Source organism: Anoxybacillus sp. FSL W8-0382 (assembly GCF_038003845.1).
Classification (GTDB): Bacteria; Bacillota; Bacilli; order Bacillales; family Anoxybacillaceae; genus Anoxybacillus; species Anoxybacillus flavithermus_G.
In genome coordinates this window covers 97,501-110,195 of record NZ_JBBOPX010000001.1, presented here as the reverse complement: position 1 = coordinate 110,195, position 12,695 = coordinate 97,501, and the positions used below count along the sequence as shown (strand labels likewise).

Sequence of the window (12,695 nt, the reverse complement as noted above, 5' to 3'; positions counted from 1 at the left end):
TTTCACCAATATAGGTTACACCTATTTTATTATATAAACGAGGAAATGTTAACGGATGAATTTTACTAATCGAGACAATACCGCTTCTTTTCCGAGCAAACGAATCACCTCTGGAAGTTCGGGACCGTGCGTTTGCCCTGTTACCGCCACACGAATCGGCATGAATAAGTTTTTCCCTTTTTGCCCCGTTTCTTTTTGTACCGCTTTAATGGCTGCTTTAATGTGGTCACTATCAAACGTTGCAAGCTGTTCCATTTGCTCGTAAAATGCTTTTAGTACATTCGGCACTTGTTCGCCAGCTAAAACAGCCTTTGCCTCTTCATCATACTCGATTTCTTGTTTAAAGAACAACTCTGACAGCTCAACAATTTCAGCGCCGTAGCTCATTTGCTCTTGATATAGTGCGATTAAATCACGAGCCCATTGTTTTTGTTCATCTGTCATTTGTTCTGGCAAGCGACCAGCTCGAACTAAATGTGGAAGTGATAGTTCCACTAACCGATCTAAATCAAGCTTTTTAATATATTGATTGTTCATCCATGTCAGCTTTTGTTTATCAAACATCGATGGCGATTTTGATAAACGGGACACATCAAACATGCGAATAAGCTCTTCTTTCGTGAAAATTTCTTCTTCTCCCTCTGGCGACCAACCTAATAGCGCAAAAAAGTTAAACATCGCTTCTGGTAAATATCCGAGTTCTTTATATTGAGAAACGAATTGAATAATTGACTCATCGCGCTTTGATAATTTTTTACGATTTTCATTTACAATTAATGTTAAATGTGCGTATTTTGGTGGCTTCCAACCGAAATATTCATACACCATTAACTGTTTCGGTGTGTTTGATAAATGTTCTTCACCGCGGAATACATGTGTAATTTTCATTAAATGATCGTCAATGACGACAGCGAAGTTGTACGTCGGGATGCCATTGGCCTTTACGATCACCCAATCGCCAATATCTTTCGATTCAAATGATACACGACCGCGCACCATATCTTCAAATTCATATACTTTTCCTTCCGGTACTTTTAAACGAATCGTATACGGTTTTCCTTCAGATTCAAGCTGTTGAACTTGCTCTGGCGTTAAATGACGGCATTTGCCACTATATTGCGGTGCCGCAATGCCCGCCGCTTTTTGTGCCTCACGCTCTTGCTCTAGCTCCTCAGGCGTACAAAAACATTTATACGCATAGCCTTTTTCTAACAATTCGTTTGTATATTGGCGATAAATATGCAGACGCTCCGTTTGACGATAAGGACCATATCCTCCGTCTTTGTCTACCGATTCATCATATTCAATACCGAGCCATTTCAAGTTTTCAAGCTGTGATTGTTCGCCACCTTCTACATTCCGCTCAATATCTGTATCTTCAATGCGAACGATGAATTTCCCATGATGGTGACGAGCAAACAAATAGTTAAACAACGCTGTGCGCGCACCACCAATATGTAAATGACCCGTCGGACTTGGCGCGTAGCGCACCCTTACTTCCTGTGTCATGTCATGACCTCCATCTACCTAATTTCTGTACCTCATTGTACCGTAAACCGCATACAAAATCCATCATTCATTATTTTTTTGTAACAAAACAACAGCTTGTGCGGCAATTCCTTCCTCTCTCCCTGTGAAGCCAAGTTTTTCTGTTGTCGTCGCCTTGACGTTAACTTGTGAAATATCCCCTTCTAACAATTCAGCAATACGTTTTTGCATATTTGGAATATGTGGTGCCATTTTTGGTTTTTGCGCAATAATCGTACAATCAACGTTAACAAGCGTATACCCGTGTTGACGAACAAGTTTCCATACGTGTTGTAAAAGTAGCGCAGAGTCAACGTCTTTGTATGCTTCATCTGTATCAGGGAAATGTTTTCCGATATCCCCTTCACCAATGGCTCCTAAACAAGCATCAGCAATCGCATGCAACAACACGTCCGCATCAGAATGTCCGAGCAATCCTTTCTCATACGGAATGTTGATTCCACCAATGATAAGCGGACGCCCTTCAGCAAACTGATGAACATCAAACCCTTGTCCAATTCGATACATCATCGATCCCCTCTCGCACGTAAAATCGCTTCCGCAAATAATAAATCTTCCGGTGTCGTTAGTTTAATGTTTGTATACTCACCTTCGACAATGACGACACGATGACCCATCCGCTCAACAAGACTGGCATCATCTGTTCCGATAAATCGCTCTTTTTTTGCCCGCTCATGGGCATTAAGAATTAATGACATGGAAAAAGCTTGTGGCGTTTGCACAGCCCACAAGCTCGATCGATCGACCGTTTTCTCAATATGGCCATCGACCACCTGTTTCATTGTATCCTTGACAGGAACAGCGAGCACAGCTGCTCCCGTCTCCTTTGTTGCATGCACAAGTTCGTGAATTTTCTTGATTGTTACAAACGGACGAGCACCGTCGTGAATGAGCACAATGTGACCATCGTTGACCACTTTTAGTCCGTTATAGACGCTCTGCTGTCTTTCTTCCCCTCCTGAAACAAGGGCATTCACTTTTTTTATTTCAAAACAATGAAGCATACGAACAAATTGGTCACGTTCTTGATCGTTAATAACTAACACAATACCTCGACAAAAATCATCTCTTTCAAATACACGTAACGTATGAATAATAACGGGTACTCCTTCAAGCTCAATAAACTGTTTATTTATTCCTGCATTCATTCGTTTTCCTTGACCAGCTGCCGGTATAACGACATGGTAATTCATTCTCCTATCTCCTAACAGCTTATAATGCTTTTTCAAGTAGTTTTATTTTAGCAAAAATCATTCTTCCAGCCGAAGTTTGTAACACGCTCGTTACAAGCACATCGACTCGTTTTCCGATATAGTCCTTCCCATCTTCTACAACGATCATCGTTCCGTCATCTAAATAAGCAACACCTTGATTTTGTTCTTTTCCGTCTTTAATGACGTGAACATTCAATTCTTCCCCCGGAAGAACGATTGGTTTTACCGCGTTCGCTAAGTCGTTAATATTTAATACGGGAACATTTTGTAGTTCGCATACTTTATTTAAATTAAAATCATTTGTCACAACAACCCCTGATGTCAATTGAGCCAATTTGACGAGCTTGCTGTCAACTTCCTGGATTCCTTCAAAGTCGCCTTCGTATATTTCAACGTTAATGGCTAACTCTTTTTGGATACGGTTTAAAATATCAAGCCCCCTCCGTCCACGATTTCTTTTTAGTGCATCCGAAGAATCAGCAATATGTTGCAATTCTTCTAGGACAAAACGAGGAATAACAATCGTCCCTTCCAAAAAGCCCGTCTGGCAAATATCCGCAATACGCCCGTCAATAATGACACTCGTATCTAAAATCTTTAGCGATTTTCCTTTTTTCTCCTCTTCTTCGCCACCTTTTTTCTTGCCACTTCGGTTTGACAACGAAAATAAGCCCATTAACTCATCGCGCTTTTTAAATCCGACTTGAAATCCTAAATATCCTAACAATAGCGTAAGAAAAATAGGCAATATCGTATTAACAAGCGGAATTTGAATAGAGTTTAATGGAATAATGACTAAAAAGGCTACAATCAAGCCGAAAATCAAACCGAGACTTCCAAATAATAAATCAGTTACAGGTGCTTTGACTAACGTTTCTTCCATCCAATGAATAAGTCCAACCACATGATCGACTAACCAGAACGTGAGAAGGAATACGATGATCGCACCAACTGGAGCCGCTACATATGGGCTATTGACATAAGGAAGATCGTTTAAATGTAACATTTTCAACAAAGTAGGAAAGAAAATAATTCCTAACATTCCCCCAGTAATTAAAAAAGATGCTTGCACAATTCGTTTTAACACGTTTTTCACCTCCTCTATTACATTATAAACAGTTTCCAATGTTTGAAACCAATCTGAACATCATTTTTAATCATTTTTTAATGGTTTTGTTAAAATATTGGACCATTTTTCCCTTCTCCTAATGCGTAGTATAGCGCCTCTTCGACATTAGCTATTCCGATGATTTCAACACCTTTTGGAATGTTCCACCCACCGATGTTGCTTTTCGGAATAATGATGCGCTGAAAGCCAAGTTTAGCAGCTTCTTGTACACGCTGTTCAATGCGGGAGACACGACGCACTTCCCCTGTTAATCCAACTTCCCCGATTACAACGTCCGTATGATTTGTCGGTTGATCTCGAAAGCTAGATGCAATGCTTACCGCAATCGCTAAGTCAATCGCAGGTTCATCTAACTTTATGCCACCAGCCACCTTTAAATATGCATCTTGGTTTTGAAGAAGCAGACCAACTCTTTTTTCAAGCACAGCCATTAGTAAAGATACGCGATTATGGTCTATTCCTGTCGCCATTCGACGTGGCGTTCCAAAGCTAGTTGGCGATACTAATGCTTGAATTTCCACTAATACCGGTCTTGTTCCCTCCATGGAAGCGACGACCGTTGAGCCAGCTGCACCTTTCGAACGCTCTTCTAAAAAAATTTCCGACGGGTTTTTGACTTCAGTAAGCCCCATTTCTTTCATTTCGAAAATACCGATTTCGTTTGTGGAACCGAATCGATTTTTCACTGCCCGTAAAATGCGATACGTATGATGACGCTCTCCCTCAAAATATAATACAGTATCAACCATATGTTCTAAAATGCGCGGTCCTGCAAGCGCTCCTTCTTTTGTAACATGCCCAACTATAAAAATCGCAATACCTTTTGTTTTAGCTAGTCTCATTAACTCTGCCGTACATTCACGAACTTGTGAAACGCTCCCTGGGGCCGATGTAATTTCTGATCGATATATCGTTTGGATGGAATCAATAACGACAAACGCTGGCTTCATCTCGTCAACCGTTTGGATAATATGTTCTAAGTTTGTTTCAGATAAAACGTATAAATGTTTAGCTGTCACATGCAACCGTTCAGCACGCAACTTCGTTTGTTTTACCGATTCTTCCCCCGAAATATATAAAACGGAGTAGTCATCGCTTGCAAGTTGAGCGCAAATTTGTAGCAACAACGTCGATTTCCCAATACCCGGATCCCCCCCAATCAAAACGAGAGAACCACGAACAATGCCGCCTCCTAACACGCGGTTAAATTCTGTAAACTTCGTATCAATTCTCGGCTCCTGCGTTGTTTCCACCGTTGTAATCGATACAGGTTTAGTTGTTCCACCTTCTGTATGCACAAATAATGCTCGGGTGTGTGGTTTTACTATTTCTGTTTCTTCAACCATCGCATTCCACGAATGGCACCCCGGACATTTCCCCATCCATTTCGCCGTTTCATATCCACAATGTTGGCAAACGAACTTTGTTTTCCGCTTAACCATAACTCCATTCCTTTCATGATGAAAAACAAGGTATGCGTGTAAGCATACCTTGTTTTCGTTATTTTACTGTCTCTTTTGTCAACACAACAAACTGTCCGTCCTTTACATCCATGACAACTTTTTGTCCGCTGCCGATTGTTCCTTTTAACAGTTCTTCAGATAAACGGTCTTCAACATGTTTTTGAATCGCGCGACGCAATGGACGTGCACCATATTCTAAATCGTAACCTTCTTCTGCTAATTTTTCAATTGCGGCATCGGTTAACTCTAAATCGATTTGTTGTTCTTGTAGGCGTTTTTTCAATTGCTCAACCATTAATGAAACAATTTCTTTCAAATGTTTCTTCTCAAGCGAATGGAACACAATAATTTCATCAATTCGGTTTAAAAATTCCGGACGAAACGCCTTTTTCAATTCGTCCATCACTTTCCCTTTCATATCTTTGTACTGTTGACTCTCGTCTTGCACATTGAAGCCAACGTATTTATTTCTCTTCAGCGCATCCGCACCAACGTTTGATGTCATAATAATGATCGTATTTCGGAAATCAACTGTCCGTCCTTTCGAATCCGTTAAACGCCCATCTTCTAATACTTGTAGTAAAATGTTAAATACGTCTGGATGAGCCTTTTCAATCTCATCTAATAAGATGACAGAATACGGCTTGCGACGAACTTTTTCCGTTAATTGTCCACCTTCTTCGTAGCCAACATATCCCGGAGGTGAACCGACAAGACGTGATGTCGAATGTTTCTCCATATATTCAGACATGTCAATTCGAATCATTGCATCTTCATCACCAAACATCGCTTCTGCAAGCGCACGGGCTAATTCTGTTTTCCCGACACCCGTCGGACCAAGGAAAATAAACGAACCGATTGGGCGTTTTGGATCTTTTAAGCCTGCACGGGCGCGACGAACTGCTTTTGCAACTGCTTTGACAGCTTCTTCTTGTCCAATCACACGGGAATGTAAAATTTCTTCTAGTTTTAACAACCGTTCTGTTTCTGTTTGAGCTAATTTGGAAACCGGGATTCCCGTCCAGCTAGATACAACAGCTGCGATGTCCTCTACAGTTACTTCGGAGTTTTCTTGACCTTGTTTCTCTTTCCATGCTCGTTTCGTTTCTTCAAGTTGTTCGCGCAATTTTTGTTCTGCATCTCGTAATGATGCTGCTTTTTCAAACTCCTGGCTTTGTACCGCTGCATCTTTTTCTTTACGAATTTCCTCAAGTTTTTGTTCAAGCTCTTTTAAATTTGGTGGTGTCGTAAACGAACGTAAACGTACTTTCGAGCAAGCTTCGTCAATTAAGTCAATTGCTTTATCTGGTAAAAATCGATCTGAAATGTAGCGATCTGAAAGCTTCACAGCTTGCTCAATTGCCTCATCTGAAATCGAAACGCGATGGTGAGCCTCATAACGATCTCGCAACCCTTTTAAAATTTGGATCGATTCTTCAACTGTTGGCTCACCAACATGAATTGGTTGAAAACGTCTTTCTAACGCCGCATCTTTTTCAATATATTTGCGATATTCATCCAATGTTGTTGCGCCAATACATTGCAACTCTCCACGTGCAAGAGACGGTTTTAAAATATTTGATGCATCAATAGCTCCCTCTGCGCCACCAGCTCCGATGAGCGTATGCAATTCGTCAATAAACAAAATGATATTTCCTGCTTGACGAATTTCATCCATCACTTTTTTCAAACGATCTTCAAATTCTCCACGATATTTTGTACCTGCCACGACCGTTCCCATGTCAAGCGTCATGACACGCTTATCACGAAGTGTTTCTGGCACTTCGTTATTGACAATTTGTTGAGCTAGTCCTTCGGCAATGGCTGTTTTTCCTACCCCTGGTTCCCCAATTAAAACAGGGTTATTTTTCGTTCTGCGGCTCAATACTTCGATCACACGTTGAATTTCTTTACTTCTTCCAATGACAGGGTCTAAACCGCCTTCGCGTGCGATCGCTGTTAAATCACGAGCTAAACTATCTAACGTCGGCGTATTCGCATGCGTTGCTCCCCCGTGATGTCCTGAGGCAGATTCGCTGCTTCCTAATAATTGAAGCACTTGCTGGCGAGCCTTATTTAAGCTTACTCCTAAATTATTTAAAACGCGTGCCGCTACACCTTCTCCTTCACGAATAAGGCCAAGTAAAATATGTTCTGTACCAACGTAAGAATGTCCAAGCTTTCTAGCTTCATCCATTGAAAGCTCAATCACTTTTTTGGCACGTGGCGTATAGTGGATCGTTTGCCCAACTTCATTTCCCCGTCCAATAAGCGATTCTACTTCTTTTTGAATTTTATCTGGCCCTAATCCGAGCGCCATAAGCGCTTTTGCTGCAATTCCTTCCCCTTCTCGAATAAGACCGAGCAAAATGTGCTCTGTTCCAATATTGTTATGCCCCAATCGAACCGCTTCCTCTTGCGCTAATGCTAACACTTTTTGTGCTCGTTCTGTAAAACGTCCGAACATCATTTTCATCAACCTCCTTTAATTCACTTCCATTGGTGTAATCGTTCACGAATGAGCGATGCACGACGAACATCACGTTCTTGCGGGCGTAATGCACCACCAGCATACTTTTGTAAAAAGCCGGGCTGCGTCAAAATCATTAGCTCCGTTAAAATTGTTTTTGGTACGTTCGTAATATATCCGAGATCGATGCCTAGTCGTACATCAGATAAACATTGGGCAGCCTCTTTTGAACCAATGATCCGGCTGTTCGTTAGCACACCGTAAGAACGATATACCTTATCTTCTAATTGTATGTTAGAAGTTTTGACTAATGCCTCACGCGACATTCGTTCTTGTTCAATTAGTTGACGAACAACTCCTGTTAAATCTTCAACAATATCCTCTTCACTTTTTCCAAGTGTAATTTGATTAGAAATTTGGAAAATGTTCCCCAACGCCTCACTACCTTCTCCATACGTGCCGCGAACAACTAGACCGAGCTGGTTGATCGCAGGAATCAATTGATTCATTTGTTGTGTTAACACAAGACCCGGTAAATGCATCATTACAGATGCTCGCAAACCTGTGCCGACATTCGTTGGACAGCTCGTCAAATAACCGTACTTTTCGTCGAAAGCGTAGTCAATATGTTGTTCAATCCAATCATCCAAAGCATTTGCCATTTTCAATGCTTCTTTCAGCTGAAAACCAGCAAATAAACATTGAATACGAATATGATCTTCCTCGTTGATCATAATACTTGCTTCTTCTTGTTCAGATAATAAACACGCACCAAACGTACAATCTTCAGCTAAATGAGGGCTAATTAAATGTTTTTCAACTAATACACGTTTTTCAATAGATTGTAATTCATTCATTTTTAATAAGAAAAAAGAACCGATACGATCGAAACTTTTTTGTGAAAATAATCGTTCAAACAACTGAACAATTTGCATTGCTTCCTCATTTGTAAATACCGTTGGGAACGGATATTTTCTCATATTTCTCGCTAAACGAATACGGCTACTAAGTACAATATCAGAATCTGGCCCCTCTTCATTCATCCATGGACTGAGAGCGCGTTGGAAAAACAAATGTTCATTCATATAATTAGGCGCCCCCTTCCGCATGTAATTCTGCTTCAAGTTCTCGAATTTGATCACGCACTTCAGCAGCTTTCTCAAATTGTTCTTTAGCAATAAGCTCCTGTAACATTTGTTTCAACTGCCCGATTTGCTTACGGACGTACAACGTACCTCCTACTCGCTTCGGAATTTTCCCCTCATGCGCTACATGTCCTCCATGTAACTTTCGAAAAATAGGTGGTAAATGGCTACGAAACGTTTCATAACAACTCGCACAACCAAAACGACCGACTTTAACGAATTGGGTGTATGTCATTTTACAACGCTCACATTGTAATATATGTTCATTGTGAAAAGAGGGAGCTTTTGGCTCTTTTAGTGATGCATCCATATTATTTAATAGTCCTGCAATTAAATTATTGATTGAAAAAGCTCCTTGATGCGGAAACATAAACATTTCGCCTTTTTCATGAGCGCATTGCTCACAAAGATGAAATTCTGTCTTCTCCCCATTAACAATTTTAGTGAAATGAAGCGTTGCTGGTCGTTGATTACACTCTTGACATATCAAAGTATTCACCCTCTCTACATATACTTTAACGATGTCAGCATCGCTTTTAATATGCGCGCACGCAACTCGTCACGATGAGGAAGGTCAAGAGATAAAACCGTGCGATCAATGATGCTTAACATCATATTCGCTTCTCGTTTTGAAATTACCTTTTCATCTAATAAGCGTTGAATAATATGTTCTCCATTTGTTTGACTAATTCTTTCTTGGACAAGTGACAATAAATGATCAATAAGCTGAGAAGTATTTTGATTTTTCACTTTCATTATGCGAATATAGCCGCCGCCACCTCGTTTACTCTCAACAATGTATCCTCTTTCTAACGTAAAGCGTGTGTTAATGACATAATTTATTTGCGAAGGAACACACTGAAACTTGTCTGCAATTTCGCTTCGTTTAATCTCAACGATATCTTTTCCGCTCATATTTAATACTTGTTTTAAATATTGCTCAATGACATCAGAGATATTCCTCACATAATCCCTCCTCTGCCAGTTGACTTTGACTATATTTGACTTTAATTTTAATATATACGGATTTCTTCAAAAATGCAAGGATTCCCTTCTTTTTCTTATATATTTTACCCATTGCATTCACGATATAAAACAAAAAGACCAAGACAAAATTTGTCTTGGTCTTTCCTTGCCCGGCAACGTCCTACTCTCGCAGGCGGTGTCCCGCCAACTACCATCGGCGCTGGAGAGCTTAACTTCCGTGTTCGGGATGGGAACGGGTGTGACCTCTCCGCCATCGTCACCGAGCAATATATTGAAGGATAATTCCTTCAAAACTAGATAACAGAACAGTCGCCTTCGCTTTTCTTACTGTCTAGCTTCGAACTAACATCCTCCTACGCCTTTCGCTTTTTCCGTTCGACGTGCAAGCACGTCTTCGTCAAAAGCTCTCGGCTCCGTCGGACGTTTCCTTGGCTTCGCCAAGGACCGTTCTACGCTTTTCTTGTGTGCTTAGTTAAGTCCTCGATCGATTAGTATCCGTCAGCTGCACGTGTCGCCACGCTTCCACCTCGGACCTATCTACCTTGTCATCTTCAAGGGATCTTACTCGCTTGACGCGATGGGAAATCTCATCTTGAGGGGGGCTTCACGCTTAGATGCTTTCAGCGCTTATCCCTTCCGCACATAGCTACCCAGCTGTGCCCCTGGCGGGACAACTGGTACACCAGCGGTGCGTCCATCCCGGTCCTCTCGTACTAAGGACAGCTCCTCTCAAATTTCCTACGCCCGCGACGGATAGGGACCGAACTGTCTCACGACGTTCTGAACCCAGCTCGCGTACCGCTTTAATGGGCGAACAGCCCAACCCTTGGGACCGACTACAGCCCCAGGATGCGATGAGCCGACATCGAGGTGCCAAACCTCCCCGTCGATGTGGACTCTTGGGGGAGATAAGCCTGTTATCCCCGGGGTAGCTTTTATCCGTTGAGCGATGGCCCTTCCATTCGGAACCACCGGATCACTAAGCCCGACTTTCGTCCCTGCTCGACTTGTAGGTCTCGCAGTCAAGCTCCCTTCTGCCTTTACACTCTTCGAATGATTTCCAACCATTCTGAGGGAACCTTTGGGCGCCTCCGTTACGCTTTGGGAGGCGACCGCCCCAGTCAAACTGCCCACCTGACACTGTCTCCCACCCCGATCAGGGGTGCGGGTTAGAATCTCAGTACGACAAGGGTGGTATCCCAACGGCGACTCCACCTAGACTGGCGTCCAGGCTTCTCAGTCTCCCACCTATGCTGTACATGTCGCACCAACATTCAATATCAGGCTGCAGTAAAGCTCCACGGGGTCTTTCCGTCCTGTCGCGGGTAACCTGCATCTTCACAGGTACTATGATTTCACCGGGTCTCTCGTTGAGACAGTGCCCAAGTCGTTACACCTTTCGTGCGGGTCGGAACTTACCCGACAAGGAATTTCGCTACCTTAGGACCGTTATAGTTACGGCCGCCGTTTACTGGGGCTTCGGTTCGCACCTTCGCTTGCGCTAAGCGCTCCCCTTAACCTTCCAGCACCGGGCAGGTGTCAGCCCCTATACTTCGCCTTACGGCTTCGCAGAGACCTGTGTTTTTGATAAACAGTCGCTTGGGCCTTTTCACTGCGGCTCCCCTGGGCTATTCACCCGAGGGAGCACCCCTTCTCCCGAAGTTACGGGGTCATTTTGCCGAGTTCCTTAACGAGAGTTCTCCCGCGCACCTTAGGATTCTCTCCTCGCCTACCTGTGTCGGTTTGCGGTACGGGCACCTCTCACCTCGCTAGAGGCTTTTCTTGGCAGTGTGGAATCAGGCACTTCGGTACTTTATTTCCCTCGCCATCACAGCTCAGCCTACTCAAGCGGATTTGCCTACTTGAGGCACCTAACTGCTTGGACGCGCACAACCAGTCGCGCGCTGACCCTATCCTCCTGCGTCCCCCCCATTGCTCAAACGGTGAGGAGGTGGTACAGGAATATCAACCTGTTGTCCATCGCCTACGCCTTTCGGCCTCGGCTTAGGTCCCGACTAACCCTGAGCGGACGAGCCTTCCTCAGGAAACCTTAGGCTTTCGGTGCAGAGGATTCTCACCTCTGTTTTCGCTACTCACACCGGCATTCTCACTTCTAAGCGCTCCACTAGTCCTTCCGGTCTAGCTTCGACGCCCTTAGAACGCTCCCCTACCGACGACGTAAATCGTCCCACAGCTTCGGTGGTACGTTTAGCCCCGGTACATTTTCGGCGCAGAGTCACTCGACCAGTGAGCTATTACGCACTCTTTAAATGGTGGCTGCTTCTAAGCCAACATCCTGGTTGTCTAAGCAACTCCACATCCTTTTCCACTTAACGTACACTTTGGGACCTTAGCTGGTGATCTGGGCTGTTTCCCTCTTGACCACGGATCTTATCACTCGTAGTCTGACTCCCGAGCATAAGTCATTGGCATTCGGAGTTTGACTGAGTTCGGTAACCCGATGAGGGCCCCTAGCCCAATCAGTGCTCTACCTCCAAGACTCTCAACTCGAGGCTAGCCCTAAAGCTATTTCGGGGAGAACCAGCTATCTCCAAGTTCGATTGGCATTTCACCCCTACCCACACCTCATCCCCGCACTTTTCAACGTGCGTGGGTTCGGGCCTCCAGTAGGTATTACCCTACCTTCACCCTGGACATGGGTAGATCACCTGGTTTCGGGTCTACGACCTCGTACTATACGCCCTATTCAGACTCGCTTTCGCTACGGCTCCGTCTTTT

9 protein-coding genes, 2 rRNA genes and 1 other annotated feature (2 of these 12 only partly in view) are annotated in these 12,695 nt (G+C 43.3%); all 11 genes read right to left on the bottom strand.

Annotation, left to right across the window (positions count from 1 at the left end):
- Positions 1-6, bottom strand: a binding site (T-box leader); it reaches 214 nt to the left of the window's first position.
- 42 nt (positions 7-48) lie between these two features.
- On the bottom strand, positions 49-1,509 hold the full coding sequence (gene gltX / locus NSS60_RS00560) for a glutamate--tRNA ligase (protein WP_004888626.1): 1,461 nt from the start codon (positions 1,507-1,509) through the stop codon (positions 49-51).
- A 63-nt stretch (positions 1,510-1,572) separates the two neighbouring features.
- A complete protein-coding gene (ispF, locus tag NSS60_RS00555; protein WP_004888624.1) occupies positions 1,573-2,055 on the bottom strand; it encodes a 2-C-methyl-D-erythritol 2,4-cyclodiphosphate synthase in 483 nt (160 codons plus the stop codon).
- Positions 2,055-2,741, bottom strand: a complete 687-nt coding sequence (gene ispD, locus NSS60_RS00550; RefSeq protein WP_004888623.1) for a 2-C-methyl-D-erythritol 4-phosphate cytidylyltransferase — start codon at positions 2,739-2,741, stop codon at positions 2,055-2,057. The genes ispF and ispD overlap by 1 nt, the downstream gene beginning before the upstream one ends.
- Positions 2,742-2,760: 19 nt before the next feature.
- Positions 2,761-3,849 (bottom strand): PIN/TRAM domain-containing protein, encoded by a 1,089-nt coding sequence (locus NSS60_RS00545; RefSeq protein WP_004888622.1) that lies wholly within the window; start codon positions 3,847-3,849, stop codon positions 2,761-2,763.
- Positions 3,850-3,938: 89 nt separating this feature from the next.
- Complete coding sequence (radA, locus tag NSS60_RS00540; RefSeq protein WP_004888620.1) at positions 3,939-5,333, bottom strand: DNA repair protein RadA; 1,395 nt, start codon at positions 5,331-5,333, stop codon at positions 3,939-3,941.
- 58 nt (positions 5,334-5,391) lie between these two features.
- Complete coding sequence (gene clpC, locus NSS60_RS00535; protein ID WP_004888619.1) at positions 5,392-7,824, bottom strand: ATP-dependent protease ATP-binding subunit ClpC; 2,433 nt, start codon at positions 7,822-7,824, stop codon at positions 5,392-5,394.
- 20 nt (positions 7,825-7,844) lie between these two features.
- Positions 7,845-8,909 carry a protein arginine kinase gene (locus NSS60_RS00530; protein ID WP_004888618.1) on the bottom strand — a complete coding sequence of 355 codons (1,065 nt, stop codon included), beginning with the start codon at positions 8,907-8,909 and terminating at the stop codon, positions 7,845-7,847.
- A 4-nt stretch (positions 8,910-8,913) separates the two neighbouring features.
- Positions 8,914-9,459, bottom strand: coding sequence for a UvrB/UvrC motif-containing protein (locus NSS60_RS00525; protein WP_004888616.1), 546 nt, complete (start codon positions 9,457-9,459; stop codon positions 8,914-8,916).
- A gap of 14 nt (positions 9,460-9,473) precedes the next feature.
- The gene (locus tag NSS60_RS00520; RefSeq protein WP_004888615.1) at positions 9,474-9,935 is read right to left on the bottom strand and encodes a CtsR family transcriptional regulator; all 462 of its coding nucleotides are present in this window, start codon (positions 9,933-9,935) and stop codon (positions 9,474-9,476) included.
- A 168-nt stretch (positions 9,936-10,103) separates the two neighbouring features.
- Positions 10,104-10,220 (bottom strand): 5S ribosomal RNA (gene rrf, locus NSS60_RS00515).
- A gap of 204 nt (positions 10,221-10,424) precedes the next feature.
- Positions 10,425-12,695 (bottom strand): 23S ribosomal RNA (locus tag NSS60_RS00510); it runs 656 nt beyond the window's last position.

What these genes read in the sequence shown, in the direction of transcription:
- ispF (WP_004888624.1), bottom strand. Translation starts at nt 2,055, where the DNA reads ATGTATCGAATTGGACAAGGGTTTGATGTTCATCAGTTTGCTGAAGGG.
- clpC (WP_004888619.1), bottom strand. Translation starts at nt 7,824, where the DNA reads ATGATGTTCGGACGTTTTACAGAACGAGCACAAAAAGTGTTAGCATTA.
- radA (WP_004888620.1), bottom strand. Translation starts at nt 5,333, where the DNA reads ATGGTTAAGCGGAAAACAAAGTTCGTTTGCCAACATTGTGGATATGAA.
- gltX (WP_004888626.1), bottom strand. Translation starts at nt 1,509, where the DNA reads ATGACACAGGAAGTAAGGGTGCGCTACGCGCCAAGTCCGACGGGTCAT.
- NSS60_RS00530 (WP_004888618.1), bottom strand. Translation starts at nt 8,909, where the DNA reads ATGAATGAACATTTGTTTTTCCAACGCGCTCTCAGTCCATGGATGAAT.
- ispD (WP_004888623.1), bottom strand. Translation starts at nt 2,741, where the DNA reads ATGAATTACCATGTCGTTATACCGGCAGCTGGTCAAGGAAAACGAATG.